This window comes from Arthrobacter sp. B0316-1-20 (genome assembly GCF_059091865.1).
The window spans coordinates 187,040-213,480 of the sequence record NZ_JBNHHC010000006.1; the positions used below are offsets into that span (position 1 = coordinate 187,040).

Sequence of the window (26,441 nt, forward strand, 5' to 3'; positions counted from 1 at the left end):
ACAGAACGCGATGGGGGACGGGCCCGCGGCCCGTCCCCCATCGGAATCCTCGAGGGACCGCTTAGACCATTTCCCGCGTCTTGTCGTAGCGGATGACCGCCTTGGCGGTGGCGCGCTTGGTCAGCACCTGGATCACGCGCGCCACGGTGCCGGACACCACGGCGAAGGCTACCGCCGCCCGCAGGCTGTTCTCCAGGTCATCGTCGCTCTTCGGCGCATCTTTTCCGGTGACCATCTTCCAAACAAGCCCCAGCAACTGGCTGGCTGCCAGGCCCGCGCCGATACTCACCAGTGTGCCCAAGAGCCTCAACACAACGCTCATGCCCGCTCCCTTCCGGGGCCGCAGCCCCGTCTCAACTGCTGTTCCGGTTCCCAGCCTACTGCCCGGCACCCGCCCGGGCCGTGTGCCGTCGTGCATTTTCCCCGGGTCTGCGCCCCGAATGCCGCGCCGCCGCGGGCGAGTGTAGACTGGTGCGTGCTGCCAGACAGCATCTAGTGACGACAGGGGAGCGTCCGACCGGCCGGTGCACACCGAGACCGGGAGGGACGCTGAGAGTGCGGATAGACCGCAGACCCTCGAACCTGCTCCGGTTAGTACCGGCGAAGGGAGTCGAGTTCTCGGGGCGCGCCGCGTGGCCGCCCTCCCCTCCTGCAACCAGGAGGATTCCAATGAGTACCGTTTCGAATGCACCCGCCACACCCACCCCTGCCCGGAAGCAGCGTTACGGCTGGCGGGTAGTGGACATCGTCGTGGCCTCGGTGGTCGCCGTGGCCGTCGGCGTCATCTTCTGGGCCTGGTCGGCGGGCTGGCCGTTGATTGAGGGCCTGACCATAGCCTTCCCGCCTTCCGCCGGGCTGTACACCGGCGGCTGGCTGATGGCGGGCGTGCTGGGCGGGCTGATCATCCGCAAGCCCGGCGCCGCCATCTACTGCGAGATGCTGGCCGCGGTTGTCTCCGCGCTGCTGGGCACGAGCTTCGGCATGACCGTCCTGGTCTCCGGCCTGATCCAGGGCCTGGGTGCCGAGGTCGTCTTCCTGCTCTTCCTGTACCGCAGGTTCAACCTTGGCGTGGCGCTGCTGGCCGGCCTGGGCGCAGGCCTGGCGCTGTCCATCAGCGAGAACATCCTCTACAACATGCTCTGGGCCGCCGAGTGGCAGCTGGCGTACGTGGGCTTCGCGGCCGTGTCCGGCGTCGTGATTGCCGGGCTGCTGCCGTGGCTGGCGGTCAGGGGCCTGGCGAAGACGGGTGCGCTGTCCTCCTTCGCCGCGGGACGCACGGCAGACGCCTGAGCCGTTTGATGGGAGCGCAGAGTACGACGGCGGCGCCCGGCCCGGTGCCGGTTCTCGCCGAGGGGTGGGGCTGGCGGCATGCCGGCCGCAAGGATCCGGCGGTGCGCGCGGCCAGTTTCAGCATCGCCCCGGGCGAACGGGTACTGCTGCTGGGCGCCTCCGGGGCCGGCAAGTCCACGCTGCTGCACGCCATGGCCGGCGTTCTCGGCGACGAGGGCGAAGGCGAGGAGACGGGCCGGTTGAGCGTGGCGGGGGTGCGCCCCTCCGAGGCCCGCGGCCGGGCCGGCCTCGTGCTGCAGGATCCGGAGAGCCAGCTGGTGCTGGCCCGGGTGGGCGACGAGGTGGCCTTCGGGGCGGAGAACCTGTCGCTGCCGCGCGGGCAGATCTGGGACCGGGTCCGTGAATCCCTGGCCGATGTCGGCCTGGCCGTGCCGCTGGAACATCCCACGTCGGCGCTCTCCGGGGGCCAAAAACAGCGGCTGGCGCTGGCTTCCGTCCTGGCCATGCGGCCGGGGCTGCTGCTGTTGGATGAGCCGACCGCAAACCTGGATCCCGCCGGGGTGCGGGAAGTACGGGACGCCGTGGCCCGGGTGCTGGACCGCACCGGCGCCACCCTGGTGGTGGTCGAGCACCGGGTGGCGGTCTGGGCGGACGTCGTGGACCGCGTGATCGTGCTCGCGGCCGGCGGCGGCGTGCTGGCCGACGGGCCGCCGGGCAAGGTGCTCGCCGAAGGCGCCGCCCGCGACCGGCTGATCGAGGCAGGCGTCTGGGTTCCCGGTCATACCCCGCGGCTGGAGCTGCCCGCGGCGCCGGCCCCGGGCGGGCCGTTGCTGCGGGCGGCGGCACTGGACGTGTCGCGGAACCGGAAAGCCGCGCCGGTGCTGCGCGGGGTGGACCTGGACCTGTTGGCCGGGCAGGCACTCAGCGTCACCGGCGCGAACGGTGCCGGCAAATCCACCCTGGCCCTCACCCTCGCCGGCCTGCTGGCACCCGCGGGAGGGGATCTCTCGGCGACACCGGCCTTGCAACGCGGTGCCGGCCTGTCACCGGCGAAGTGGAAGTCCGCGCAGCTGGTGACCCGGATTGGCAGCGTCTTCCAGGAACCTGAACACCAGTTCCTCACCGGCACGGTGGTCGACGAACTGGAATTCGGTCCCCGCCGCGTGGCCAAACTGCCCGAGGCGACCGTCCGGCAGCGCGTGGACACGATCGCCGAGCGGCTCCGGCTGACCCGCCTGCTGCAGGCCAACCCGTTCACCCTCTCCGGCGGCGAGAAACGCAGGCTGTCGGTAGCCACCATGCTGGCCACCGGCCCGGACATCCTGATGCTGGACGAGCCGACCTTCGGACAGGACGCCAACACCTGGGCCGAACTGGTCACGCTGCTGGCCGAGCTGGTGGCCGAGGGCCGGAGCGTGGTCTCGGTGACGCACGACGACGACTTCACCGCCGCGCTCGGCGGCGCCGTCATCCGGGTGGCGGACGGCGGCGTTCGCCCGGCCCAGCCGCTTGGGAGGGCAGCATGAGCATGGACCTGATGAACCCACGGCTGGCCGCCTCCCCGTTCAGCCGCGCCAACCCGGTGTCGAAGCTGGCCGCCGCCGCCCTGGTCACCGTGGTGGTCATGCTCAGTGTGGACTGGGTCAGCGCCTCCGTGGTGCTGGCCGCCGAACTGTTGCTGATGCCCGTGCTGGGTGTCAGCCCATGGCTGCTGCTGAAGCGCGGCTGGCCGCTGCTGGCGGCGGCTGCCGTCGGGGCCTGGGCAACGGCCTTGCTGGCCGAGAAGACCGGGGCCGTGCTGTTCCGGTTCGGTCCGCTGATCTTCACCGAGGACTCGGTGGCCGGCGGCGTTGCCATCGGCCTGCGGTCGCTCGCCGTTGCGCTGCCGGGCATTTTCCTGCTCCTGACGACCGACCCGACGGACCTGGCGGACGCCTTGGCGCAGAAGCTGAAGCTTCCCCACCGGTTCGTGCTGGGAGCGCTGGCCGCCATGCGGTTGGTGGGGCTGCTGGTGGAGGAATGGCGCACCCTCGGTCTGGCGCGCCGCGCCCGCGGTGTCGGGGCGGAGAACCGGCCGCTGGCCAAGGCGGGCGCGTTCGCGGGCCAGGCGTTCGGCCTGATCGTGCAGGCCATCCGCCGGGCCACCCGGCTGGCCGTCGCGATGGAGGCCCGCGGCTTCGGCGCCGGGCCCCGGACCTGGGCGCGCGAATCCACCTACAGCATGGTGGATGTGTGGGTGTTGCTGGGCGGCGCGGTCGTCGCCGGCGCGGCCGCCGCCGCCGCCGTGGCCGCCGGGACCTGGAACTTCATCTTCGTGTGAACCGGACCCCGGCGATCGACGATCCATGAGAGCCGGGGTCCGCCGATCCATACAGGGCTAAGGCTTGAGCACCACCTTGATGCAGCCGTCCTCCTTCTTCTGGAACTTCTCGTACATCTCCGGCGCCTGCTCCAACGGAACCTGGTGGGTCGCCAGGTCGAGCACGCCCAGCGGGTCCGACGGGTGGTCGACCAGCGGCAGCAGATCGTCGATCCACCGCTTCACGTTGCACTGGCCCATCCGCAACTGGAGTTGCTTGTCGAACATGGTCAGCATCGGCAGGGGGTCCTTCATCCCGCCGTACACGCCGCTGATCGAGATCGTGCCGCCGCGCCGGACGGCGTCGATGGCGGTGTAGAGCGCGTCGAGCCTGTCCACCCCTGCCGCCTCCATCGCCTTGCGGCCCAGCGACGACGGCAGCAGCCCCACCGCCTGGTGGACCGCGCCGGCCACGGGCGAGCCGTGCGCCTCCATGCCCACGGCGTCCACCACCGAGTCAGGCCCGCGGCCGTCCGTGCGCTCCCGCAGCTCGTCCGCGACGTCGCCGTGCAGGTCCAGCGTCTCGATGCCGTGGCGCTCTGCCATTGCCCGCCGCTCCGCCACGGGGTCTACCGCGAGCACCCGGTAGCCGAGGTGCCGGCCGATCCGGGCGGACATCTGGCCGATGGGACCAAGGCCGAGCACGGCCAGGGAGCCGCCCTCCGGTGGAGCCGCGTACTGCACGGCCTGCCACGCGGTGGGCACCACATCGGAGAGGTACAGGTAGCGCTCGTCCTCACCGGCGTGGGGCACCTTGATGGGTCCGTAGTCCGCGTGCGGCACCCGCAGGTACTCGGCCTGTCCGCCGGGCACCGAGCCGTAAAGCCGCGAGTAGCCCAGGAACTGGGCATTGTTGTTGTACTCGCGGACCTGGGTGGTCTCGCACTGGGACTGCAGGCCCTGCCGGCACATGAAGCAGTGGCCGCAGGAGACGTTGAACGGGATGACCACCCGGTCCCCGGCCTTGATGTGCGTGACGGCCGAGCCGACCTCCTCCACGATCCCCATGGGCTCATGTCCGATGATGTCGCCCTTGTCCATGAACGGAGTGAGCACCTCGTAGAGGTGCAGGTCGGAGCCGCAGATGCCGGTCGAGGTGATCCTCACGATCGCGTCCGTGGGCTCCTGGATCCGCGGATCCGGGACCTCCTCCACGCTGACCGAGCGCTTCCCTTGCCACGTCAGAGCCTTCATTGTCCTCCTTCTCAGGGCTGCCGCCCGGACGGAACGACAGCATGCTGATCTTTCGGTCCAATCGACCCTAACACTGCACTAACGCGGTGGTCGAAGCGGGTATCGATCCCGGAAGGCGTCCAGGCCGAGGGGCATTTTTCATCAGTCCGACGGCAGGACGGCGTCCTACGAACCGACCAGGACGAAGACGTTGCCGTCGGGCGCACGCATCACGGCCACATGCCCCGACTCGGTGGCGAAGGGCGCCTCGATCCATTCCACTCCGCCGTTGGAAGACAGCTCCTCGTAGGCGCGCCGGACATCGCCCACGACGACTTCGACCTCGAGGCGCCGGTTGTCGGGGTTGTCGCTGAGGACGAGTTCGGAACTGTTCCCGTCCGGAAAACGCATGCCCACCAAGGTCCATGCCAGTCCTGCCGGCGTCTTGCGGTTGATCCGCCAGGACTCCCGCATCCCGAGTCCGGCATAGAACCTGACGGAGGCCTCAACGTCGAGGGTTGGCATGCAGACGCATTCAAGTTTCATGAACATGGGCGGTGGCTCCTCGGAAGACTCGGTCGGGGCAGCGTCAGGCGCGATGTTTCCTCACCGGTTACTCCTCCTGGCTGCCCTGGGCCAGCAGCGCCGTCAGTTCCTGGGTCAGATCGGGGGAGACGGGGATTTCCTTACCGTCGATGCTCTTGACCGGGGCAAGCAGGCGGATGCTCGAAACCAGCCAGACGGCGTCGGCTTCGTAGAGGTCGTGCGGCTCCAGCGGGCCGTAGCCCAGCTGCCACCCGGCGGCTTCTGCCGCCTTGAACAGCACCGACTGGGACGTGCCCGGCAGGATGCCGCTCTCCAGCAGCGGCGTCACCAGCGTCTTCACGCCGTCGCGCACCCGCGCCATCAGTACCGTGGACGTGGGCCCTTCCAGCACGCGGCCGTCGCTGGACGTGAAGATGGCGTCGTCGGCGCCGTTCTTGTGCGCATAACGCAGCGCCGCCATGTTGACCGCGTAGGAGAGAGTCTTGGCCCCCATGAGCAGCCACGGGGCGCGTTCGGCCAGCGAGCTGTCGTACCCGCGGTCGAGCAGCAGCACGGAAATGCCGTCGGTGCGCTGGCGCCGCCCTGCCGCCGGCGGCAGCGAGGCCTGAACCCAGGCCGTGGGTGTGGGTGCACCTTCCACGCCGCGGGTCACCAGCAGCTTGATTACCAGCTCCTCGGCCGGCGGGTGCTCGGCGATTGCCGTCGCGATGGCACGCTCCCAGGCGTCCGGGGAGGGAAGCTGCAGGTCCATGGCCCGGGCGGAGCCGGCAAGCCGGTCCAGGTGCGCCCGCAGCTTGCGCGGGACCCCGTTGACCGCCAGCAGGGACTCGAAGATGCCGTCTCCGCGGGTGGCCCCGAGATCGGTGGCCATCAGCTGGGGCCGGGAGGCATCTGCGACACGTCCCGCCTCGTGGGCAGGGTCCAAAAACACCAGAACTGTCATGGCTCCAGCTTAGTGAGTCTGCCCCCAAACGCCGGGTAGGCTGGGAGGATTGCGCCGGCACACGGCGGGAGGGGAGGAACAGCCGCGTGCTGTGGTCGTTTGCGGGGCTGGGCACATTCCCCGAGTGGGCCGTCGTGATTCTGGGCGTCGTGGATATGGCCATCCGCGTCATCGCCCTGGGCGTGATTCCCGGGAACCGCCGCCCCAATACCGCCATGGCCTGGCTGTTGGCCATCTTCTTCATCCCGCTGATCGGGCTGCTGCTCTTCTTCATGTTCGGCCGGTACCGCCTCTCGGAGCGCCGGATCGCCAAGCAGTCGGAGATCAACGGCCGGGTGTGGGCCGCCACCCGCAACCTTAAGGAGCCGACCAGCGAGCAGGAAGCCCCGGCCTGGGTGCATTCGGCTGCAGAGTTGAACCGGCGGCTCGGCGCCTTCCCCATGGTGGACAGCAACCACGTGGAGCTGTATCCGGGTTACGACGAGTCCATTGCCGCGATGACCGAGGCCGTGCGCGAGGCGCGTGAGTTCGTGAACATCGAGTTCTACATCATGAGCCGCGACGAAACCACCGGCAAGCTCTTCACCGCCCTGGAAGAAGCCGCCGCCCGGGGTGTCCGCGTGCGCCTGCTGTTCGACCACATCGGCACCCTCCGCGTCGCCGGCTACCGCAAGTTCCGCCGCTGGCTGGAGACCACCGACATCGACTGGCGCCGCATGCTGCCCGTGCTGCCGGTCCGGGGCCAGTGGCGCCGGATCGACCTGCGCAACCACCGCAAGATCCTGGTGGTGGACGGCCGGGTGGCGTTCACCGGGTCGCAGAACCTGATCGAGCCCGGCTACCGCCGCACGTCCAGCCATAAGATCGGCCGCAAATGGGTGGAACTGATGGCGCGCTACGAAGGGCCGATCGTCACGGCGCTGAACGTGGTGTTCGCCACCGACTGGTCCAGCGAAACCGACGACACGCTCGAAGGCGAGCTGTTCACCCCGGCCCCCTTCCGCGAGCCCGGCCCCATGACCTGCCAGGCCCTGCCCAGCGGCCCCGGCTTCGCAACCGAGAACAACCTGCGCTTGTTCAACACGCTCATCTACGCGGCGGTGGAGCGGCTGTCCATCTGCAGCCCGTACTTCGTGCCAGATGACTCGCTGCTCTATGCCATTACGACGGCGGCCCAGCGCGGCGTCGAGGTCGAATTGTTCGTATCCGAACGCGGCGACCAGTTGCTGGTCCATCACGCCCAGCAGTCCTACTATCAGGCGCTGCTGGAGGCCGGCGTGCGGATCTACCGCTACCCGAAGCCGCTGGTGCTGCACGCCAAGCACTTCACCGTGGACGATGAGGTCGCGGTCATCGGCTCCAGCAACATGGACATGCGCTCCTTCTCCCTGAACATGGAGGTCTCCGTCATGATGCTCGGGGACCACATCGTTGAGCAGGTCTCGGAGATCCAGGATAGCTATCGGGTCATTTCCCGGGAGCTCACGCTCGAGGAGTGGAGGCAGCGGCCCCGCTGGCAGCGCTACGTGGACAACGTGGCCAGGCTGACGGCCACGCTGCAGTAACCGGGCCCCGCTCGGGGCGGTGCTTGTTGCCCTCCGTGAACGCCGCCAGGATCTGCCGCTTGAAGTCCGGCCGCGGGTGCGCCGCGGTGGACTGCGTTACTCCGGAAACGTTGCCCCGAGCGCCGAGAGCACCCCGTAGGCCTTGGCGCGGACCTCGTCCCATTCGTCTTCGGGCACGGAATCGGCCGTGATCGCGCCGCCAACGCCCAGACTCAACCGGTTGCCGTCCATCACAAGGGTGCGGATCACCACGGACAGGTCCGCGGCCCCGTCCAGCGAAAAGTAGCCCACGGCACCCGAGTAGACGCCGCGCGGTCCGGTCTCCAGCCGATCCAGGATGTCCATGGTGCTGATCTTCGGGGCGCCCGTCATCGATCCGGCGGGAAAAGCAGCGGCCACGGCCTCCGCCCGCACCGCCCCGGGCAACAGCTGCGCGTCGATCGTGGACACCATCTGGTGCACCGTCGCGTAGGACTCTATGGCGCACAGCCGGCTGACCTGCAGCGAGCCCGGCACGGCAAAGTGGCTCAGGTCGTTGCGCAGCAGGTCCACGATCATGATGTTCTCGGCGCGGTCCTTGGCGCTGCCGGCGAGTTCCTCTACGACGGCGGCATCGGCGTCGGGATCCTGGAGGCGGCGGCGCGTGCCCTTGATCGGTTCGGCCCGCAGCCGGCCACGGGCGTCGAGGCCCAGGAACCGCTCGGGCGACGTGCTGGCCACGGTGAGCCGCCCGAACCGCAGGAGGCTGGCAAAGGGCGCGGGGTTGCGGCTGCGCAGGGCCAGGTAGGTGTCCAGCGGATCCAGCAGTTCCGCCGCAGTCGCCTGCAGCTCCGTGGTCAGGCAGACCTCGTAGGTGTTTCCCTCGGTGATTTCCGCCTGCGCTTCCCGGATTTTGGCCAGATAGGCCTCGCGCGTGTCGCGGGAACGGAATTCCGGCGCCTGTGGCGGCGCGGCCGGAGCCGGGGCGGGGCCGGCGGCCGGGGACAGTCCGCTGACCACCGCACCGGTAGCGGCGAGCCAAGCGTCGGCGTCGTCCCCCGCGGACGGGCCGGCCAACGCGAGGAGCCACGTGCACTGCCGCCCGTGGTCGAGCACGACGGCCCGGCCGGCGAACAGCAGAGCGGCATCCGGCGCCCCGTCCGGCACCTCGGCACCGGCGTCCGAGCCCCCGGTCTCGCGCTTGAGCCCGTAGCCCAGGTAGCCCAGCCAGCCCAGGGCGAAGTTCCCGGGGACCCCGGCCGGCAGGGTGACGGTGCGGCGTCCCCACACGGTGTCCAGCCAGCGGAAGAAACCGCCACGGATCCGGGCGGTGGCGTTGCCCTGGCCGACCACGGTGGTGCCGTTGCGGTGTTCGGCCCAGGCGCCGAAGGCTCCGCCATCGTCGGCCAGGACGCTGATCCGGTTCCGGTCGGCGGATTCACGGGTATTTGAACTGTCCAGCCAGACGCTGCGGCCGGAGCCGGCGTACAGGCGCCGGTAGATGTCTTCGGCGTCCGGATAGGCGGCCAGGCGTTCGGCGACCAGGCGGACGCCCTCGCGGGCCGCGCGCTCCGGGGCCAAAGCGTGTTCCAGGGCGGGCACCGAGGCCAGCGCGTGGAGCACCTGCCGGGGATCGGTGCCGGAGGGACCGGCTTCGACGACGACGTCGGCGGCCGCCGCGACGTCGTCGCCGGCCAGCCAGGCCTCTTCCTGCTCCGCCCAGACGTCCCAGAACGGTTCATACGCAGCGCCGTCCCGGCACAGGGCGCGGGTGCGCCGGTCGGCGGAGGGCGCCTGCAGCCAGATCACGGCGTCGAGCAGCCCGCGGGCAGCGGCATGGGCGGCACCGACGCCCTCGAACACCACCACGTCGGCCGGCTCCGTGGTGCGGGAGGCGCCGTCGCCGTTTGCTTCCCAGTCCCAGGCGGTCCAGTGCGCGCTGTCCCCGGCGGCCAGGGGCCGCAGCACGGTTTCCAGGTACCGCTGCTGCCCGCCGGCCAGGCCGTGCCAGCCGGGGTAGATGTCCTCCAGGTGGAACAGCGATACCGTGCGGTGGACCCGCAGCATCGCTGCCAGTTCCACGGCCAGCGTGGTCTTGCCGGCCCCCGAGCGCCCGTCGACGGCGATCAGTACGGGCTTAGTGCGCACGGATTTCCCCGCATCCGGTCGCGGCGGCGGCCCGGACCGGGGGATGCCCCCGGACGGGACCGCGGCGGCAGGGGCAGCCGGCGCTGGCGGCGATGATGCGGTACATGTCCTTGAGTCTATGAGAACCGGGCTACAGGAACGCCAGCATGAGGCCGACGGCGATGAACAGCGTGCCGAAGACCCGGTTCATCATCATCAGCCCGCGCGTGGTCCGCGTGAAGCGCTGGAAGGACCGGGCCGCGGCAGCGAAGAAGAACCACATCACGAGGATGTCCACCACCACCACGGTGGCGATCAGGACCAGGTACTGCGGCAGCTGGGGCTGGTCCAGCCGGATGAAGCCGGGCATGAAGGCCAGGAAGAAGACGATCGCCTTCGGGTTGAGCAGGTTGACCCAGAGTCCGCGCCGGAACATGGAGAAGGCGGGCTCGTTGCGCCGCGACTCTTCGATTTCCGCGGTGCCCGTCGGCTTGGCGAAGAACTGCTGCAGGCCCAGGTAGATCAGGTACACCGCGCCGGCGTACTTGATGGCGGCGAACAGCATCGGCGAATTGGATACCAGCAGGCCCAGGCCCAACGCCACGATCACCACGTGGATGACCAGGGCGGCCTGCTGGCCCAAAATCCCCCAGATGGAACGGCGGAAGCCGGCGTTGAGCGAGTTGCTCATGGTGTTGATGGCGCCGGCGCCGGGGGTGAAGCTGATGACCAGGGTGGCGCCGAGCAGCGCCAGCCATAAGGAGATTTGCACCAGATGATCCTACGGTGCGGACCGGCAGGTTTCGGTCAGCGGGACTCGAGCACGGCCATGGCCGCGTTGTGGCCGCCCAGGCCGCTGACCCCGCCGCCGCGCCGCGCGCCAGCCCCGCAGAGCAGGATCCGCTCGTGCGCCGTGCCCACGCCCCAGCGCCGCGCCTGGGTGTCGAGCGGTTCGTCGTCTTCGGCGAACGGCCAGTCCAGGGGACCGTGGAAGATGCTGCCGCCGGTCAGGTTCAGCTCCCGCTGGAGGTCCAGGGTGGTCTTGGTTTCGATGCACGGCTCTCCGCGTGGATCGCGCAGGATGCAGTCCTCGATCGGCTCGGCGAGCACGGAATTGAGCGAGGCCAGCACGGCGTCCTGCAGCCGCTGCCGCATCGCGTCGTTGTTCTCCTCGGTGATCAGCCGGTGCGGGGTCTGCAGCGTGAACACGGTGAGCGTGTGGGCTCCGGCTGCCTGCAGTTCCGGCGAGAGGATGGAGGGGTCGGTCAAGGAGTGGCAGTAGATCTCGGCGGGCAGCGGATCCGGCACCCGGCCCGCGGCCGCTTCGGCGGCGGCCCCTTCCAGCTGCGAGTACAACTCGTTGATGTGGAAGGTGCCGCCGAACGCCGCCTCCGGCGCCACCAGGCCATCGCGCAGCTTCGGCAGCCGGGACAGCAGCAGGTTCACCTTCGCCTGCGCGCCTTCCGGCGCCGCTTCCGGCCGGGTGGCCGGCCCGGCCCCGGCGGCGGCGAGCAGCCCGTTGAGGACGGCGGGGGAGACGTTGGCGAGCACGCGCTCCGCCGAGACGACGACGCCGCACGCGCCGCCGTCGTCGTACGTCACCTCTCCCTCGGGGGAGACGGAGGTGACCCGCGCCCGGGTCCGCAGCTCCGCGCCGGCGCTGCGGGCCGCCTTTTCCAGCGCCGCGCTGACCGCACCCATGCCGCCTTCGGGCACGTCCCAGTCACCGGTCCCGCCGCCGATCACGTGGTAGAGGAAGCATTTGTTCTGCTGCAGCGAGGCGTCGTGGGCGCCGGCAAAGGTGCTGATCAGGGCGTCGGTGAGCACCACCCCGCGGACCAGGTCCGAGCCGAAACTGCGCTCGAGGACCTCGCCGATCGGCCGGTCGATGAAGTCGTTCCAGGCCTCGTCGTCGCCGACCCTGCTGCGCGCCTCGGAGCGGCGGGGCAGCGGTTCGGTGACGGAGGGCCAGAGGGCCCGCGCCAGCCGGCCGGTGCGCTGATAGAACCCGGTGAAGGGCTCGAAGTCGGTGGCCGCGCCCACCGTGGCGAAGGAGGAGCGGGTGGCGTCCGGGTCCTGGTTGTCCACCAGCAGGCCCGCCGCGGTCCCGGGCAGGGGAGTGTAGGACGAGAAGCGCCGGCGCAGCAGCCGCAGGTCCAGCCGCAGGTCCTCGATGATGCGACGCGGCAGCAGGCTGACCAGGTAGGAATAGCGCGAGATGCGGGCCCCGGTGCCGGGGAAGACTTCCGCCGAAACCGCGGCGCCGCCGACCTGGTCTTCGCGCTCCAGCACGAGGACGCTCCGCCCGGCGCGGGCAAGGTAGGCGGCCGCCACCAGGCCGTTGTGACCGCCGCCGGCGATGATCACGTCGTAGTGAGGCATATCAGTCCTTCCGTCCCGCCGGCGGGATCAGGGTTTGCGGGCCAGGATCTCGCCGTTGGGAATCAGGAACCACGCATCCGGGGCAGCGGCCCACGTCAGCCATCCCCGGGCTATCCGTTCCAGCCCGGACCGGTCGATCAGTCCCCGCTCCAGCGACTGTTCCGCGTAGCCGGAATGCAGGACCCGCTCCGACCAGACCTCGCCCTGCCAGCGGCGCTGCTCCTCGGTGGCGTACAGCCAGTTGGATGACGACGGAGTGATGTCGTGGAAACCGGCCGCCTGCGCCCAGGCGATGAGGTGCCGGCCGGCGTCCGGTTCGGCGCGGTTGCCGCGGGCAAGCTGCTGGTAGGTCTCCATCCAGTCGTCGAGTTCGGGCAGTTCCGGGTACCAGCTCATGCCGTGGAAGTCGGCGTCCCGGACGGCCACGATGCCGCCCGGCTTGACCACCCGCCGCATCTCGTAGAGCGCAGCCACCGGGTCGGTCAGGTGCTGGAGGACCTGGTGGGCGTGCACCACGTCGAAGGTGTCGTCATCAAACTCGAGGTCGTAGATGTTGCCAGCGACGAAGGTGGCGTTCTCGATTCCGCGCAGGGCGGCGAGTTCGGCCGCCTGGGTCAGGACATCGTCGGACCGGTCCAGTCCGGTGACCTGTCCCGGGGCCACCCGCTCGGCCAGGTCAACGGTGATGCTGCCCGGGCCGCAGCCCACGTCCAGCAGCATCATCCCCGGCTTGAGCTCCGGCAGCAGGTAGGCCGCGCAGTCCTCGGCGGTCCGGATGGCATGGGCTTTGACCACGCTTTTGTGGTGTCCGTGGGAGTAGACCTCGTCCTTCATAGTGGGAGACTACTCCGCGCCCCCGCGGCCAGGCGGCTGCCGTGCCGGAATGTTGCGCTATTTGTCGGCCGACGTGACCTCGGCCGACGAGACTTCGGCGCAGGCGGTTTCGGTGGCGGCGATGATGTCCGCCAGGAACGCCGCGAGCCGCTGCCGGTCTTCCGCCGGATAGTCGGAGAGCACCCGGCCGATGTTGCGGGCCAGCGGCGCGAACATGGCGCCGCCGGTGGCGCGGGCCAGGTCCGTCAGCTCCAGGTGCACCTTGCGGCGGTCGGTGTCGCTGCGGGTCCGCTTCACGTGGCCGGAGCGGTCCAGCCGGTCCACCAGCGCGGTGGTCGCCGGCGAGCTGAGGTGCAGCTCGTTCCGCAGGCTGCCCGGGGTCACCGTGCGGCCCTCGGCGGCCGCCCGGACCATCGCGGCCAGGGCGTTGAGGTCGGTGCGGTGCAGGGCGTCCCGCTGGCTGACCGCTTCGATGTAGCGTTCGCTCTCCACGACGAACTGCTGCAGCAACAGCAGCAGCCGCTCTTCACTGTGCGCCACGTTCCTCCCTCCGGCAACCTCTCCAAGGATAGTTCACCCGAGACTTATCTCTACGGTGGAACTACTCTATAGTGGAGCTTGTTTTAGTCGGTCGACTTGCAAAGGCTCGGTTTCCCATGGCCCGTTGGCTCAGAATGCTCCTGCCCGCCCTGGTGGCGGTTGCCTGGCTCGCCGCCGCGGGCCTGGGCGGACCGACCTTCGGCAAGCTCTCCGAGGTGTCCACCAACGACCAGGCCGGATTCCTTCCGGCCGGCGCCGAATCCACCGCCGCGGGCGAATGGCAGGAGCGGTTCCTGGATGCCGATGCGGTCCCCGCCATCGTCGTGGTCGAATTCGACGACCCGCTCCAGCCGCAGCAACTGGCGGAGTATGCCCCGCTGGCCGAACAGCTGTCGGAGGCTATCGGGACTGCGGGAGGTGGCGCCGCCGGGGTGGTCGGCCCGATTCCGTCCGAAGACTTCGAAGCGGTGCAGTTCATCGTCCCGGTGCCCGAGGACCTGGATACCGGCGAGGTGGTCGCCGGCCTCCGCGCCGTGCTGGCGGCCGAACTCCCGGTTTCCGCCACCGGCTATGTGACCGGACCGGCCGGGTTCATCGCCGACCTGGTGGAGGCCTTCGGCGGGATCGACGGGCTCCTGCTGGCTGTGGCGCTGGGCGCCGTGTTCGTCATCCTGCTGCTGGTCTACCGCGCGGTCCTGCTGCCGTTCCTGGTCCTGCTCACCTCCGTGTTCGCCCTCTGTGCGGCCATCCTCGTGGTGTACTGGTTCGCCCTGCAAGGCTGGATCCGGCTCAGCGGGCAGAGCCAGGGGATCCTGTTCATCCTGGTAATCGGCGCCGCCACCGACTACGCACTGCTGCTGACGGCCCGCTACCGCGAGGCACTGGGCGGGCAGGAGTCGAAATGGGCGGCAATGAAAACCGCCTACCGGGGGTCCGTCGAGCCGATCGCAGCCTCCGGCGCCACGGTGATCCTGGCCCTGCTCTGCCTGCTGTTCTCGGACCTTAACTCCAACCGCAGCCTCGGGCCGATCGCCGCGGTCGGCATCGTGTTCGCCGTGCTGGCCGCGCTGACCTTCCTGCCCGCCGTGCTGCTGCTGGCCGGCCGCGCCGCCTTCTGGCCGATCGTCCCCCGTCCCGGCCACCACCTGCACCGCGCGCGGCCCGACCGCCCCGTGGCCGGGACCGAGGGCCTGCGCGGGCTCTGGCTGCAGGTGGCCCGGCTGGTTGCCCGCAGGCCGCGGGTGACGTGGCTGGCTTCGGTGCTGGTCCTGGTGGCCGGGGCGCTGGGCGTGCTGCAACTGCAGGCGCACGGCGTGCCGCAGTCGGAGCTGGTGATGGTGCAGACGGATTCCGCCGACGGGCAGGAGGCCTTGGGCCGGCACTTCGACGCCGGTACCGGCAGCCCCGCCGTCGTCGTCGCCGATGCCGCGGCACGGGACGAGGTGCTGGATGTGGTCCGCAACCAGGAGGGCGTGGCGTCCGCGGAGTTTTACACCCGCGGCGACGCGGTGGTGGAACTGGACGGCCGGGTGCTGATCAATGCCACGCTCCGGGACGTGCCGGACTCCGAAGCCGCCGAGGGCACCGTCGCCGACCTGCGCGGGGCGCTGGACGGCGCCGATCCGGGCGCGCTGGTCGGCGGCGTCACCGCGGTGGCGCTGGATACCAATCTGACGGCGCAGGCCGACCTGCTGAAGATCACCCCGATGGTGCTGGGCGTCATCCTGCTCATCCTGATCCTGCTGCTGCGCTCGATCCTGGCCCCGGTGCTGCTGGTGCTGTCCGTGGCGCTGTCCTACCTCACCGCCCTGGGGGTCTCGGCGCTGGTGTTCAACCATGTCTTCGGCTTCCCGGGGGCGGATGCATCGGTGCCGCTGTTCGGCTTCGTGTTCCTGGTGGCGTTGGGCATCGACTACAACATCTTCCTGATGACCCGGGTGCGCGAGGAATCCCTGCGGCTGGGCACCCGGCCCGGCATCCTGCGGGGGCTGGGCTCCACCGGCGGCGTCATCACCTCGGCCGGCGTGGTGCTGGCGGCGACCTTCGCCGCGCTTGCGGTGATCCCGATCCTGTTCCTGGTCCAGCTGGCGTTCATCGTGGCGTTCGGGGTCCTGCTGGACACGGTCCTGGTGCGGTCGCTGCTGATCCCGGCGCTTTCCTACGACCTCGGACCGAAGATCTGGTGGCCGGCCGGGTTGTCCCGGCGGGGCCTCCCGCGGGACCCGGCGGAGCAGAAGTTGAGTCCGGTGCACTCAACTTGATTGACAAAGCCTGTCGTCCGAGTAAACTTGAGTGCAGAAGGCTCACATCGGCTGCCGCCCACCGCGGCGCCGCCCCGGATACTCCGGGGGTCGGGCCGCCACAGTAATCCAGGCCGTTGCGGCGGCCGCAAAGGAAGGACACGCGTATGTCTCGTGCAGTAGGTATCGACCTCGGAACCACCAACTCCGTTGTTTCAGTTCTGGAGGGTGGCGAACCCACCGTCATCGCCAACGCCGAGGGCGGCCGCACCACGCCGTCCGTCGTCGCGTTCTCCAAGTCGGGCGAGGTGCTGGTCGGCGAGATCGCCAAGCGCCAGGCCGTCAACAACATCGAGCGCACCATCGCCTCGGTCAAGCGCCACATGGGCACCGACTGGAAGGTGGAGATCGACGGCAAGAACTACACCGCCCAGGAAATCTCCGCCCGCATCCTGCAGAAGCTCAAGCACGACGCCGAGTCCTACCTGGGCGAAAAGGTCACCGACGCGGTCATCACCGTGCCGGCGTACTTCAACGACGCCGAGCGCCAGTCCACCAAGGAAGCCGGCGAAATTGCCGGCCTGAACGTGCTGCGCATCGTCAACGAGCCCACCGCGGCGGCCCTGGCCTACGGCCTCGACAAGGGCAAGGAAGACGAACTGATCCTGGTCTTCGACCTCGGCGGCGGCACGTTCGACGTGTCCCTGCTGGAAGTCGGCAAGGACGAGGACGAATTCTCCACCATCCAGGTCCGCGCCACCTCCGGCGACAACCGCCTCGGCGGCGACGACTGGGACCAGCGGGTGGTCGACTTCCTGCTGCAGCAGGCCAAGTCCAAGGGCGCCGACCTGTCCAAGGACAAGATCGCCCTGCAGCGCCTGAAGGAAGCCGCGGAGCAGGCCAAGAAGGAACTGTCCTCGGCCTCCTCCACCAACATCTCCCTGCAGTACCTCTCCGTCACCCCGGAGGGACCGGTGCACCTGGACGAGCACCTGAGCCGGGCCAAGTTCCAGGACCTGACCGCGGACCTGCTCGAGCGCACCAAGAAGCCGTTCCACGACGTGATCACGGAAGCCGGCATCAAGGTCTCCGACATCGACCACATCGTGCTGGTCGGCGGCTCCACCCGCATGCCCGCCGTCGTCGAACTGGTCAAGGAAATGGCCGGCGGCAAGGAGCCGAACAAGGGCGTGAACCCCGACGAGGTCGTGGCCGTTGGCGCCGCCCTGCAGGCCGGCGTCCTGAAGGGCGAGCGCAAGGACGTCCTGCTGATCGACGTCACCCCGCTGTCGCTGGGCATTGAGACCAAGGGCGGCGTGATGACCAAGCTGATCGAGCGCAACACCGCGATCCCGACCAAGCGGTCCGAGACGTTCACCACCGCGGATGACAACCAGCCCTCCGTGGCCATCCAGGTCTTCCAGGGCGAGCGCGAATTCACCCGCGACAACAAGCCGCTGGGCACCTTCGAGCTGACCGGCATCGCGCCGGCGCCGCGGGGCGTGCCGCAGGTCGAGGTCACCTTCGACATCGACGCCAACGGCATTGTGCACGTGTCCGCCAAGGACAAGGGCACCGGCGCCGAGCAGTCGATGACCATCACCGGCGGCACCGCGCTGTCCAAGGATGACATCGACCGCATGGTGCGGGAGGCCGAAGAGCACGCCGCGGAGGACAAGAAGCGCCGCGAGGCCGCCGACGTCCGCAACTCGGCCGAGCAGTTGGCCTACTCGGTGGACAAGCTGCTCGCCGACAACGATGACAAGCTGCCCGAAGAGGTCAAGACCGAGGTCAAGGCCGACGTTGACGCCCTGAAGTCCGCACTGGAAAAGCAGGACAACGACGACGAGGTCAAGGCCGCGTTCGAGAAGCTGCAGGCATCCCAGACCAAGCTGGGCGAGGCCATCTACTCGCAGGCGCAGTCCTCCGGCGCGGCCGGTGACGGTGCGGCCGCCGGCGACGGCGCCTCCGATGCCGGCTCCGGTGCGGCCGACGAGGACATCGTGGACGCCGAAGTGGTCGACGAAGACGAGAAGAAGTAACCATGGCGGAAAAAGGTAACGAAGAAGAACACCAGAGCGAGCCGGTGAACTTCCGCGACAACCGCAAGATCGATCCGGAAACCGGACAGGTCCGCGGGGCTTCGGGAGCAGCCGGGAACGCCGGGCAGGCCGCGGGAGAAACCCCCGCGGCCGGCCAGGGCGCCGACGCCGACGCGCTGGCCCAGGCGGAGCAGATCCTGAACGGGGCCGAGGTCCCGGCCGGGGAATCTGTTGCCCAGGGGACCACGTCGCAGGAGGCCGAGGAGTTGAAGAACGACCTGCTCCGGCTGCAGGCGGAGTACGTGAACTACCGCAAGCGGGTGGAACGCGACCGCGCCGTGGCCGGCGAGATGGCCGTCATCGGCGTGCTGAACTCGCTGCTGCCCGTTTTGGACGACATCGACGCGGCGCGCCAGCACGGCGATCTCGCGGACGGACCGTTCGCGGCCATTGCCACCAAGCTGGACGGTGTGCTCAAGACCTACGGCCTGGCCCGCATCGAGGAGACCGGCGTCGAATTCGACCCGAACATCCACGAGGCCTTGATGCAGCAGCCCGACGCCGAGGTGGAGCTGGACACCGTCAGCCAGGTCCTGCGCCTGGGCTACCGGGCCGGCGACCGGGTACTGCGCGCCGCCCAGGTAGTGGTAGCCGTACCGGCAGAATGACACCGGCAGCGGGCGCCACGGCGCCCAGCCCCTGATGACGGGTTGGCCTTCGGACGCTCGGAGGCCAACCCGTCACCGTCCGGGGGCGCCGGTGCCCATAGACTTTGTGACAACTGAAAGGAGGCGCCTGCATGGCTAGCCAGGACTGGGTCGAGAAGGACTTCTACAAGATCCTCGGTGTCTCCAAGGACGCATCCGACGCGGACATCAAGAAGGCGTACCGCAAGCTCGCGCGGACCCACCATCCGGATACCAACCGGGGGGATGAAGGTTCGGAAAAGAAGTTCAAGGACATCTCCGAGGCCTACTCGGTCCTCTCGGACCCGGGGGAGCGCGAGCAGTACGACGCGATCCGCGCCATGGGCAGCGGCGCGCGCTTCAGCGCCGGCGGTCCCGGCAGCGCCGGCGGGCCGGGCGCGGGCGGCTTCGAGGACATCTTCGGCAACCTGTTCGGCCAAGGCACCCGCACCCGCCCCGGCTCCGCGGGCACCGTGCCGCCGGAGTTCGCCGATCTGTTCGGCGGTTTCGGCGGTTTCCCGCAGCAGCAGCCCCCGCGCAGGGGCGCCGACCGCACCGCAACCACCAGCATTTCCTTCGCCGGTTCCATCAACGGCACCACCATCGGGCTGCGCGAACCCAGCGGCGAAGTGATCGACGTGCGGATCCCGGCCGGGATTAAAGACGGCCAGAAGGTCCGCGTCCGCGGCAAGGGCCAGGCCGGCCCCGCCGGCGCGGGCGACCTGATGGTGACCGTCAACGTCAAGCCCCACCCGTTCTTCCAGCGCGACGGCGACAACATCCGGATCCACGTCCCGGTCACGTTCCCGGAGGCCGCGCTGGGCGCGCAGATCGACGTGCCGACCCTGACGGGTGAATTCGTCAAGGTCAAGGTGCCGGCAGGAACACCCTCCGGCCGAACGCTCCGCGTGAAGGGACGCGGGGTGAAGACCTCCAAGAACACCGGCGACCTGCTCGTGACCATCGACGTGGTGGTCCCGCAGAACCTTGGAAAAGAGGCCGAAGACGCGGTTAACGCCTTCGCGGCGGCGACTGCCGGGTCCGACCCGCGCGGGAATCTTGCCGCCAAGGCCAGGCTGTAGCGGGAAGTTACGACAGGTCGGGACAGTCCGGACGGGAAACGCGCGAAGCGCAGGAGGGAGAGCACCATGAGCATCGATATGAACGCGCCGATCTTCGTGATTTCGGTGGCGGCCGAACTGGCGGACATGCACCCGCAGACGCTGCGCCAGTACGACCGTCTCGGCCTGGTCTCTCCGTCGCGCCAGCGGGGCAGGCAGCGCCGCTATTCGCAGAAGGACGTGAACACCCTGCGTGAGGTCCAGCGGCTGTCCCAGGAGGGCGTCTCGCTGGAAGGGATCAAGCGCATCCTCCAGCTGGAAAACGAGGTCGCCGCGCTCAAGGCCCAGGTCCGGGACCTTTCCGAGGAACTGATGGCACGGCAGCGCCGGGGCACCGACTCCAGCCGGGTGTTCGCCGCCGGCCTCGCCGGCGACGTGGTGACGCTGGCCCGCGGCCAGCGGCCGCGTCCGCGCAGCCAGGCGCTGATGGTCTGGCGGCCGCAGCGCTGACCCGTCCGGCCGGCGCCTGTGATCGGACGCCCGCAGCTGCCGTCCCCGGGCAGGCGGCTGCGGGCAGGATGGCGGCGTGGAGCTACTTGATCATTTCGCCGTCGGGGGCGACCACAAACCAGACGTCGTTCACGCCCTGTCCGGTCGTGTCTCCCGGGGCCTTGTCCTGCGCCCAGTAGTAGATGGGCATGCCGTTCAGCGTCACCTGCTGTTGCCCGTCCGGGGTGTCGATGAGGCCCACCTCCGCGGTGACCCCGTCGAGTTCCGGCTCTTCCTCGGCCAGCACGGGCGGCCACGCGGCCAGGCAGTCGCCCGTGCAGGCGCTCTCGCCTGAGTCCGGGACATCCTTGGTGAAGTAGTAAACGGTCATGCCTTCGCCGTCCACCACGATTTCGCCCAGGTCGGATTCGGCCGTCGTGAGGGTAGAGGCGGCGCCGGATGCCTGCGCGCCGCCGGTCTCCCCGCCGTCTGTCTCCGGCGCCGCCGGCGTGGTCATTCCGGGGGCGCCCGTCGTCGGCGCCTCGCCTGCCGGCGGTGCCTCCGGGCCGGCAGGCGTTTCCGTACCCGAGCCTCCTCCGCACCCGGCGAGGCCCATCATGGCGGCGGCCAGCAGGGCTGCCGCGGCTGTCTGCGTGATTTTCATGGGGTTCCTTTGCGGTCTCCCGGGCGGTGCCCGGAACGTCGTGCCGCGGGGCGCGCGGCCCGCTATTGGCAAAGACGCCGGCCGCACCCACAATGGTTCAACGTCGGGCGCAGTGGATCCCGCGGGCTGGATGAACCGGAACGCCGCCGCCGTCGTCGTACCCGGTAGGACGCCGCGTGGGACGCTGCACTGGGACGTCCGCCGCCGGCGGGGCGGCCGGGGCTGCCGGGAGGAAGGAGGCGGCCGTGGCATTGGACGACGAGGCCGTGGCCCGCCTCTACCGCGACCACGCCACGGCGCTGCGCCGGTTCGTGCGCGCGGCGACCTCCGACGCGGACCAGGTGGAGGACGTGGTGCAGGAGACGATCCTGCGGGTGTGGAAGCGCGGCCCGGAAACCGACAACATGCGCGGCTACCTCTACCAAACCGCCCGTCACGTCATTATCGACGGCTACCGGCGCCGCACCCGGCGGCCGGGCGAGACCGGCCTGGGCGAGGACGAGCCGGCCAGCGAAGAAGACCAGCTGGAGCGGCTCCTGCTCCGCGTGGTCATGGAGGAAGCGCTGGCACGCATCAGCCCCGAGCACCGCAACATCATCCTCGCCCTGCACTACCAGCGGCTCACGTCGTCCGAAGCAGCCCGGTCGCTGGGCATTCCGCTGGGCACGGTGAAGTCGCGGGCGTTCTACGCGGCCAAGGCCCTGCGTGCCGTACTGGACGAGATGGGGGTGGGGCAGCAGTGAATGCCAACGAGGAACAGCACCAACTGCTCGGCCTCTATGTGCTGGGCGGACTGGACCGCCGCGAACGGGCGGGCTTCGAAGAACACCTGGCCTCCTGCCCCGCGTGTCGCCGGGAGGCCGCGGAGCTGGAAACGCTGCCCGATCTGCTGGACGCGCTGCCACGCGACGCCGCCTTGGAGCTGGCGGCACCGCCGCAACACGAAGTCGAGGAACGCACCCGGGAACTGGTGGACGAACTCGCCCGCCGGCGGCGGAAGGAGCGACGGCGGTGGGCCGGGTTGGTGGCGGCGGTGGCGGGCGTGTGCCTGGTCGCCGGGGCGGCCATCGGGCCGTTGCTGACCCAGCAGCAGCAGCCGCCGGCGACGGAGAGTTATGTGATGACCGCCGACGGCGGCCTGCAGCTGGAGCTGGCGCTGGTGCACAAGGCGTGGGGCACCGAGATGCAGGTAGCGGGGGAGCAGCTGCCGCGGGACGGACTACTCACCCTCTGGGTGACAGGAGACACCGGCTACACCTATCAGGTGGCCTCCTGGCAGGCGACGCCGGCGGGCCGCGCCACGCTCACCGCAGCCTGCGCCATGGCCACCGACGAGATTGTCCAGGTGGAGCTGCGCAACGGGGCGGACACAACGCTGGCGGCAGTGGTTACGGACTGAGCCCGCGGGGTCCAGTGCGGTTTAGCTCAGGCGGGGATCAGTTCCGGCGGTAGGCCAGGTCGAAGATCATCCGCCCGGCGTCGTGGGCCTTCTGCTCGAAGCTGGTCATGGTCCGGCCGTCGAAGCGGGGCGCCCAGCCGCCGTGCTCATCCATGCCTTCACCGGTGCTGGCATTTCCGGTACTGACCGGGATCTTGCCTTCGCGCACCGGGGCGCCGCCCACCACGCCTTCCACGCCGCTTTCCCAGACCTGGGTCAGCGGGCTGTTCTCGCCGGTGCGCTCGCCGGCATGCAGGTTGCGGAAGTCCGGCGAGGCGTCGGCCACCCGGCGCATCTGGATCGCGTAGTCGGACCAGTCGGTGGCCAGGCGCCAGATTCCGCCCGGCTGCAGGACGCGGGCGGCGAGGTCCGCGAAGCTCTCCTGCACCAGCCGCCGCTTGTGGTGGCGGGTCTTGTGCCACGGGTCGGGAAAGAACACCCAGAGCTCGGCGACCGAGGACTCGGGCAGCATGGTCGCGAGGGCGTCAGGCGCGTTGACCTGCGCCACCCGCACGTTGGACAGGCCGTGCTGGCCGATCCGCAGCAGGGTCTGCGCCAGCCCCGGCCGGTAGACCTCCAGGGCCAGGAAGTTCCACTCCGGATGCTGCTCCGCCGCATGGCAGACGGCCTCCCCGAGGCCGGATCCGATCTCCACCACCAGGGGTGCCTCGCGTCCGAAGGCTGCCGCCGCGTCGAAGACATAGTCCGGGTCCACGGTGGTGTCGCCGCCGTGGCGCGGGAGGTCCACGGCGAACCTGGGGCCGTATTCGTCCCAGGCCTGCTGGCGGCGGCCCTGCAGCCGGGATCCGCGGCGCACAAAGCTGACCGGACGGGCGAGGTGGGTGGGCTGCGCGAGGCGCGCACCGTCGTCGTTCGCGGGAAAATCAGGGGTGGGGGAGTCGCTGGTCATCCCCACCAGAGTATCGCCCGTGTGCGGGCGGCCCGGACGTGCTGCTAGACTGGTGCTACTCGGAGGCGCAGTTTGACGCGTTTCCCTGCGTCGATGAACGCTTTCAATTGCGCCGCCGCTTTCCGTCTAACGACGTGACCGGACAGGTCCGGGCGGTTGGCACTGTCTGATTTTTCTTCGGCGACCCTGGGCTAACCTGCCGCGGGGACACTGACCGGAAGACATTCTCACTTTCTTATGACTACTTTTGTTGCCCTTGGCGTGCCCAAGGCCCTTGCTTCGAAGCTCGCTGCCGATGGCATCGACGCCCCGTTCCCCATCCAGACCGAGACGCTGCCCGATACGCTGGCCGGCCGGGACGTGCTGGGCCGCGGCCGCACCGGCTCCGGCAAGACGCTCGCGTTCGCGCTGCCGCTGGTCGCCAGGCTCGCCGAGCGCGAGGCCGCCCATTTCCGCAAACCCGGACGCCCGCTGGGCCTGGTCTTGGCGCCGACCCGTGAGCTGGCCACCCAGCTCAACGCCACCATTGAGCCGCTGGCGTCGGAGCTGGGCCTGAACACCACGGTGATCTACGGCGGCGTCTCGCAGCAACGCCAGGAAAAGGCGCTGCGCGCCGGCGTCGACATTGTGATTGCCTGCCCGGGCCGACTCGAAGACCTGATGAAGCAGAAGATCATCACGCTGGAATCGGTGGAAATCACCGTCCTGGACGAGGCCGACCACATGGCCGACCTGGGCTTCCTGCCCGTGGTGAAGAAGCTGCTGGACACCACCCCGGCCGGCGGGCAGCGCATGCTGTTCTCCGCAACCCTGGACAACGGCGTGGACAAGCTGGTGCAGCGTTACCTGTCCAGTCCGCTGACCCACTCCGTGGACGACCCGCAGGCCGCGGTCACCACGATGGAACACCATGTGCTCGTAACCCGCGATGCCTCCGAAAAGAAGCAGGTGCTCAACCGGCTGGCCGCCGGAGCCGGGCGCCGCGTGCTGTTCACCCGCACCAAGCACCACGCCCGGAAGCTGGCCAAGGCCCTCACCGCCGCCGGCATCCCGGCGGTGGACCTGCACGGCAACCTGTCGCAGAACGCCCGCGACCGCAACCTCGCCGAGTTCTCCTCCGGCCATGTGCGCGTGCTGGTCGCCACGGACGTGGCCGCCCGCGGCGTGCACGTGGACGAGGTGGAACTGGTGATCCACGTGGATCCGCCCACCGAACACAAGGCGTACCTGCACCGTTCCGGCCGTACCGCCCGCGCCGGTTCCGACGGCACCGTCGTGACCCTGGCGCTGCCGGAACAGCGGCTGGAAGTCGGCAAGCTGATGAAGGCGGCCGGCGTGGACGTAGCCTTCGAAAGCGTCACCGCGTCCTCGGACCTGCTGGTGAAACTGGTAGGCGAGGTGGCCGCACCGGTCGATCCGCAGTTGCGGGCCCAGCAGCAGGCAGCGAACCTGCCGCAGCACGGCGGCGGCACCTCCACCGGCGCCAACGCCCAGCGCAAGCGGGCCATGCGGTCCGGCGGCCGCGGCGGACGGACCCGCTCCGGTGAAGCCCGCCAGGCCTCCGGCGCCGCACGCGCCGGCGGTCCGGAGAGCGGCCAGCGCCAGCCGGCCCGCGGCGAAAACCGCGGCCAGGCCGGCCGGGACGTTGCGGCCCGCAGCCACGGCAGCCATCGCAGCGCCGCCGGGGCGGATACCGCCGGACGCCGCGGCCAGTCGGGAACCGCGGCAGGCGGCCGCAGTGCGGGGCCGGCGCGTTCCGGCGGCCCGGCCCGGTCGGGCGGCGCGCCGCGCACCGCCGGCGGTCCGCAGCGCTCCACGGCCGGCGGCACCCGCCCGGTCTTCCGGTCGGAGACTCCGGCTTCCGAGCGTCCGGCCCGCCGCGGCCCGCGCCGCGCCACGGCGCCGGCTTCGCAGGAAAAGCGCCGGACCAGCTAGGCCGGGCGCAGAGCCGAAGGCCGCAGGGCGGCCCCTCCGTACGGAAGGGGCCGCCCTGCGGCCTTTAATTTTCGACAGGGAAGTCTTGTCGTGCCGGGGGCCGCACTGCGATGCTCCACCGACGACCCGCGCCCCAACGGCACATCGGGGGCCACTCAGGGACGTCCCGTATGGCGGCCGAGCGCCTCCGTGGCCAGAATGGTGGGATGAAGGCACTCCTGAACGTTATCTGGCTCCTGTTCGGCGGCATCTGGCTGGCGCTGGGCTACTTCCTGGCCGGCATCGTCTGCTGCCTGCTGATCGTGACGATCCCGTTCGGCATTGCGTCGTTCCGCATCGCGGGCTACGCGCTGTGGCCGTTCGGCCGCATGGTGGTGGACCGCGGCGGGCGCACCTACTTTATGTCCACGCTGGGAAACATCATCTGGCTGCTGGTCGCCGGCATCTGGATCGCGATCGGGCATGTGCTGACGGCGGTGGCGCAGGCGATCACCATCATCGGCATCCCGCTGGCGATCGCCAACCTCAAGATGATTCCGGTGTCCCTGACGCCGCTGGGCAAACAGATCGTGCCCACCGACAGGGCGTTCCCGGGCTACATTCCCGGCTATCAGCCGGGACCCGTTACCTGGCGCTGACCCGTCGGTGCGGCCGGCCGGCCATGCGGGCGGCTACTCGATCTGCAGCCGGCGGCTGTCGCTGAGCCCCGGCGTGCGGCGGGCCGATGCCGGCACCACAAAACGCCGTCCGGTGACCACCGTGGGAACGATGCGGACGAAATTGTTCTTTTCGCCCGACTGCCAGGGGAACAGCGGCAGCATTGCCGATTCCAGGACGTCCTCAATGCTGCTCATCCGCTGGGCGCTGCCGCGCGCGACGGCGCTCCAGGCGACGCCGGTGGCCGGGTCGAAGCCGTCCACCTCCAGAACCACTTCGCCGGCGAGGGCGGCGTCGAGCTTGGTTCCCGGGGCGGAGCGGAACACGATGCTGCCGTGATCCACGACGTAATTGACCGGAAAGATCTCCGGGTGGGAATCGACGACGACTCCGAGCCGGCCGAAGTCAGCGCTGCGGAACAATTTCCAGCAATCGGCCACAGGCAGCTGTGTCGTCGATGGAGGCATCTCGTTCGCGGTGGTCATGGCATCAGTCTATTGACCGCTGACAGGCTGGGATAGGGCGCGGATTCCGCCGGTCGGGTGCCGCTGAGGGTCGCCGGGGCGGCCCCGAAATTGAGG

25 protein-coding genes and 1 riboswitch are annotated in these 26,441 nt (G+C 69.8%); of the genes, 13 read left to right on the plus strand and 12 right to left on the minus strand.

The window, feature by feature from the left end; translation table 11 throughout:
• Positions 1 to 61: 61 nt before the first annotated feature.
• On the minus strand, positions 62 to 322 hold the full coding sequence (locus AC5RW2_RS12250; protein ID WP_494000708.1) for a DUF4235 domain-containing protein: 261 nt from the start codon (positions 320 to 322) through the stop codon (positions 62 to 64).
• A gap of 171 nt (positions 323 to 493) precedes the next feature.
• Positions 494 to 626: riboswitch (TPP riboswitch) on the plus strand.
• Positions 627 to 669: 43 nt separating this feature from the next.
• Here AC5RW2_RS12250 and AC5RW2_RS12255 point away from each other — a divergent pair.
• The 3 genes from AC5RW2_RS12255 to AC5RW2_RS12265 are packed head-to-tail and all read left to right on the plus strand — an operon-like array spanning position 670 to position 3,610.
• Positions 670 to 1,290, plus strand: a complete 621-nt coding sequence (locus AC5RW2_RS12255; protein ID WP_494000707.1) for an ECF transporter S component — start codon at positions 670 to 672, stop codon at positions 1,288 to 1,290.
• Between the two features lie 8 nt (positions 1,291 to 1,298).
• Positions 1,299 to 2,816: an ABC transporter ATP-binding protein gene (locus AC5RW2_RS12260; protein ID WP_494073985.1), complete on the plus strand. Its 1,518-nt coding sequence runs from the start codon at positions 1,299 to 1,301 to the stop codon at positions 2,814 to 2,816.
• A complete protein-coding gene (locus tag AC5RW2_RS12265; protein ID WP_494000705.1) occupies positions 2,813 to 3,610 on the plus strand; it encodes an energy-coupling factor transporter transmembrane component T family protein in 798 nt (265 codons plus the stop codon). Before AC5RW2_RS12260 ends, AC5RW2_RS12265 begins: the two co-directional genes overlap by 4 nt.
• A gap of 57 nt (positions 3,611 to 3,667) precedes the next feature.
• On the opposite strand, the gene AC5RW2_RS12270 is transcribed toward AC5RW2_RS12265, so the two are convergent.
• From AC5RW2_RS12270 to AC5RW2_RS12280, 3 genes are all read right to left on the minus strand, one after another.
• A complete protein-coding gene (locus AC5RW2_RS12270) occupies positions 3,668 to 4,843 on the minus strand; it encodes a zinc-dependent alcohol dehydrogenase (protein ID WP_494073986.1) in 1,176 nt (391 codons plus the stop codon).
• A 165-nt stretch (positions 4,844 to 5,008) separates the two neighbouring features.
• A complete protein-coding gene (locus tag AC5RW2_RS12275; RefSeq protein WP_494073987.1) occupies positions 5,009 to 5,374 on the minus strand; it encodes a VOC family protein in 366 nt (121 codons plus the stop codon).
• 61 nt (positions 5,375 to 5,435) lie between these two features.
• Entirely contained in the window at positions 5,436 to 6,311 is an 876-nt protein-coding gene (locus AC5RW2_RS12280; RefSeq protein WP_494000702.1) for an aminodeoxychorismate lyase, read from the minus strand.
• 86 nt (positions 6,312 to 6,397) lie between these two features.
• On the opposite strand from AC5RW2_RS12280, the gene cls reads away from it, so the two are divergent.
• On the plus strand, positions 6,398 to 7,876 hold the full coding sequence (gene cls / locus AC5RW2_RS12285; protein ID WP_494073988.1) for a cardiolipin synthase: 1,479 nt from the start codon (positions 6,398 to 6,400) through the stop codon (positions 7,874 to 7,876).
• Between the two features lie 96 nt (positions 7,877 to 7,972).
• Here cls and pabB read toward each other — a convergent pair whose 3' ends face one another.
• The 5 genes from pabB to AC5RW2_RS12310 form a co-directional block, all read right to left on the minus strand.
• A complete protein-coding gene (gene pabB / locus AC5RW2_RS12290) occupies positions 7,973 to 10,003 on the minus strand; it encodes an aminodeoxychorismate synthase component I (protein ID WP_494073989.1) in 2,031 nt (676 codons plus the stop codon).
• 130 nt (positions 10,004 to 10,133) lie between these two features.
• Positions 10,134 to 10,754, minus strand: a complete 621-nt coding sequence (locus tag AC5RW2_RS12295) for a LysE family transporter (protein WP_494073990.1) — start codon at positions 10,752 to 10,754, stop codon at positions 10,134 to 10,136.
• Positions 10,755 to 10,789: 35 nt separating this feature from the next.
• The gene (locus AC5RW2_RS12300; protein WP_494073991.1) at positions 10,790 to 12,364 is read right to left on the minus strand and encodes a phytoene desaturase family protein; all 1,575 of its coding nucleotides are present in this window, start codon (positions 12,362 to 12,364) and stop codon (positions 10,790 to 10,792) included.
• Between the two features lie 27 nt (positions 12,365 to 12,391).
• On the minus strand, positions 12,392 to 13,198 hold the full coding sequence (locus AC5RW2_RS12305; protein WP_494073992.1) for a class I SAM-dependent methyltransferase: 807 nt from the start codon (positions 13,196 to 13,198) through the stop codon (positions 12,392 to 12,394).
• 57 nt (positions 13,199 to 13,255) lie between these two features.
• Positions 13,256 to 13,738: a MarR family winged helix-turn-helix transcriptional regulator gene (locus tag AC5RW2_RS12310; RefSeq protein ID WP_494073993.1), complete on the minus strand. Its 483-nt coding sequence runs from the start codon at positions 13,736 to 13,738 to the stop codon at positions 13,256 to 13,258.
• A gap of 116 nt (positions 13,739 to 13,854) precedes the next feature.
• Between AC5RW2_RS12310 and AC5RW2_RS12315 the strand changes: the two genes are divergently transcribed.
• The 5 genes from AC5RW2_RS12315 to AC5RW2_RS12335 all read left to right on the plus strand — a co-directional run bounded on the left by AC5RW2_RS12315 (position 13,855) and on the right by AC5RW2_RS12335 (position 20,277).
• Positions 13,855 to 15,999, plus strand: a complete 2,145-nt coding sequence (locus AC5RW2_RS12315) for an MMPL family transporter (protein WP_494012883.1) — start codon at positions 13,855 to 13,857, stop codon at positions 15,997 to 15,999.
• 146 nt (positions 16,000 to 16,145) lie between these two features.
• Entirely contained in the window at positions 16,146 to 18,020 is a 1,875-nt protein-coding gene (gene dnaK, locus AC5RW2_RS12320; protein WP_494012882.1) for a molecular chaperone DnaK, read from the plus strand.
• Between the two features lie 2 nt (positions 18,021 to 18,022).
• On the plus strand, positions 18,023 to 18,688 hold the full coding sequence (locus tag AC5RW2_RS12325) for a nucleotide exchange factor GrpE (protein WP_494012881.1): 666 nt from the start codon (positions 18,023 to 18,025) through the stop codon (positions 18,686 to 18,688).
• Positions 18,689 to 18,819: 131 nt separating this feature from the next.
• Positions 18,820 to 19,788 (plus strand): DnaJ C-terminal domain-containing protein, encoded by a 969-nt coding sequence (locus AC5RW2_RS12330; RefSeq protein ID WP_494000692.1) that lies wholly within the window; start codon positions 18,820 to 18,822, stop codon positions 19,786 to 19,788.
• Between the two features lie 66 nt (positions 19,789 to 19,854).
• On the plus strand, positions 19,855 to 20,277 hold the full coding sequence (locus AC5RW2_RS12335; RefSeq protein WP_493978112.1) for a heat shock protein transcriptional repressor HspR: 423 nt from the start codon (positions 19,855 to 19,857) through the stop codon (positions 20,275 to 20,277).
• 82 nt (positions 20,278 to 20,359) lie between these two features.
• Here AC5RW2_RS12335 and AC5RW2_RS12340 read toward each other — a convergent pair whose 3' ends face one another.
• Positions 20,360 to 20,920 carry a COG4315 family predicted lipoprotein gene (locus tag AC5RW2_RS12340; protein ID WP_494022350.1) on the minus strand — a complete coding sequence of 187 codons (561 nt, stop codon included), beginning with the start codon at positions 20,918 to 20,920 and terminating at the stop codon, positions 20,360 to 20,362.
• A gap of 245 nt (positions 20,921 to 21,165) precedes the next feature.
• On the opposite strand from AC5RW2_RS12340, the gene AC5RW2_RS12345 reads away from it, so the two are divergent.
• On the plus strand, positions 21,166 to 21,663 hold the full coding sequence (locus AC5RW2_RS12345) for a sigma-70 family RNA polymerase sigma factor (protein ID WP_494000690.1): 498 nt from the start codon (positions 21,166 to 21,168) through the stop codon (positions 21,661 to 21,663).
• Entirely contained in the window at positions 21,660 to 22,319 is a 660-nt protein-coding gene (locus AC5RW2_RS12350) for a zf-HC2 domain-containing protein (RefSeq protein ID WP_494000689.1), read from the plus strand. The genes AC5RW2_RS12345 and AC5RW2_RS12350 overlap by 4 nt, the downstream gene beginning before the upstream one ends.
• 37 nt (positions 22,320 to 22,356) lie before the next feature.
• Here the strand turns inward: AC5RW2_RS12350 and trmB are convergent, their stop codons facing one another.
• Entirely contained in the window at positions 22,357 to 23,268 is a 912-nt protein-coding gene (gene trmB, locus AC5RW2_RS12355) for a tRNA (guanosine(46)-N7)-methyltransferase TrmB (protein ID WP_494073994.1), read from the minus strand.
• 237 nt (positions 23,269 to 23,505) lie between these two features.
• Between trmB and AC5RW2_RS12360 the strand changes: the two genes are divergently transcribed.
• Both AC5RW2_RS12360 and AC5RW2_RS12365 read left to right on the plus strand, forming a co-directional pair.
• Positions 23,506 to 25,203, plus strand: a complete 1,698-nt coding sequence (locus AC5RW2_RS12360) for a DEAD/DEAH box helicase (RefSeq protein ID WP_494025320.1) — start codon at positions 23,506 to 23,508, stop codon at positions 25,201 to 25,203.
• 206 nt (positions 25,204 to 25,409) lie between these two features.
• Complete coding sequence (locus AC5RW2_RS12365; RefSeq protein WP_494000686.1) at positions 25,410 to 25,841, plus strand: YccF domain-containing protein; 432 nt, start codon at positions 25,410 to 25,412, stop codon at positions 25,839 to 25,841.
• 33 nt (positions 25,842 to 25,874) lie between these two features.
• Here the strand turns inward: AC5RW2_RS12365 and AC5RW2_RS12370 are convergent, their stop codons facing one another.
• Positions 25,875 to 26,345, minus strand: coding sequence for a pyridoxamine 5'-phosphate oxidase family protein (locus AC5RW2_RS12370; protein ID WP_494073995.1), 471 nt, complete (start codon positions 26,343 to 26,345; stop codon positions 25,875 to 25,877).
• Between the last annotated feature and the right edge of the window lie 96 nt (positions 26,346 to 26,441).

Bases quoted from the DNA above. Each gene is read 5' to 3' on its own strand.
- AC5RW2_RS12250 (WP_494000708.1), bottom strand. From the start codon at position 322: ATGAGCGTTGTGTTGAGGCTCTTGGGCACACTGGTGAGTATCGGCGCG.
- AC5RW2_RS12255 (WP_494000707.1), top strand. From the start codon at position 670: ATGAGTACCGTTTCGAATGCACCCGCCACACCCACCCCTGCCCGGAAG.
- AC5RW2_RS12260 (WP_494073985.1), top strand. From the start codon at position 1,299: ATGGGAGCGCAGAGTACGACGGCGGCGCCCGGCCCGGTGCCGGTTCTC.
- AC5RW2_RS12265 (WP_494000705.1), top strand. From the start codon at position 2,813: ATGAGCATGGACCTGATGAACCCACGGCTGGCCGCCTCCCCGTTCAGC.
- AC5RW2_RS12270 (WP_494073986.1), bottom strand. From the start codon at position 4,843: ATGAAGGCTCTGACGTGGCAAGGGAAGCGCTCGGTCAGCGTGGAGGAG.
- AC5RW2_RS12275 (WP_494073987.1), bottom strand. From the start codon at position 5,374: ATGTTCATGAAACTTGAATGCGTCTGCATGCCAACCCTCGACGTTGAG.
- AC5RW2_RS12280 (WP_494000702.1), bottom strand. From the start codon at position 6,311: ATGACAGTTCTGGTGTTTTTGGACCCTGCCCACGAGGCGGGACGTGTC.
- AC5RW2_RS12300 (WP_494073991.1), bottom strand. From the start codon at position 12,364: ATGCCTCACTACGACGTGATCATCGCCGGCGGCGGTCACAACGGCCTG.
- AC5RW2_RS12305 (WP_494073992.1), bottom strand. From the start codon at position 13,198: ATGAAGGACGAGGTCTACTCCCACGGACACCACAAAAGCGTGGTCAAA.
- AC5RW2_RS12315 (WP_494012883.1), top strand. From the start codon at position 13,855: ATGGCCCGTTGGCTCAGAATGCTCCTGCCCGCCCTGGTGGCGGTTGCC.
- dnaK (WP_494012882.1), top strand. From the start codon at position 16,146: ATGTCTCGTGCAGTAGGTATCGACCTCGGAACCACCAACTCCGTTGTT.
- AC5RW2_RS12325 (WP_494012881.1), top strand. From the start codon at position 18,023: ATGGCGGAAAAAGGTAACGAAGAAGAACACCAGAGCGAGCCGGTGAAC.
- AC5RW2_RS12330 (WP_494000692.1), top strand. From the start codon at position 18,820: ATGGCTAGCCAGGACTGGGTCGAGAAGGACTTCTACAAGATCCTCGGT.
- AC5RW2_RS12335 (WP_493978112.1), top strand. From the start codon at position 19,855: ATGAGCATCGATATGAACGCGCCGATCTTCGTGATTTCGGTGGCGGCC.
- AC5RW2_RS12340 (WP_494022350.1), bottom strand. From the start codon at position 20,920: ATGAAAATCACGCAGACAGCCGCGGCAGCCCTGCTGGCCGCCGCCATG.
- trmB (WP_494073994.1), bottom strand. From the start codon at position 23,268: ATGACCAGCGACTCCCCCACCCCTGATTTTCCCGCGAACGACGACGGT.
- AC5RW2_RS12360 (WP_494025320.1), top strand. From the start codon at position 23,506: ATGACTACTTTTGTTGCCCTTGGCGTGCCCAAGGCCCTTGCTTCGAAG.
- AC5RW2_RS12365 (WP_494000686.1), top strand. From the start codon at position 25,410: ATGAAGGCACTCCTGAACGTTATCTGGCTCCTGTTCGGCGGCATCTGG.
- AC5RW2_RS12370 (WP_494073995.1), bottom strand. From the start codon at position 26,345: ATGACCACCGCGAACGAGATGCCTCCATCGACGACACAGCTGCCTGTG.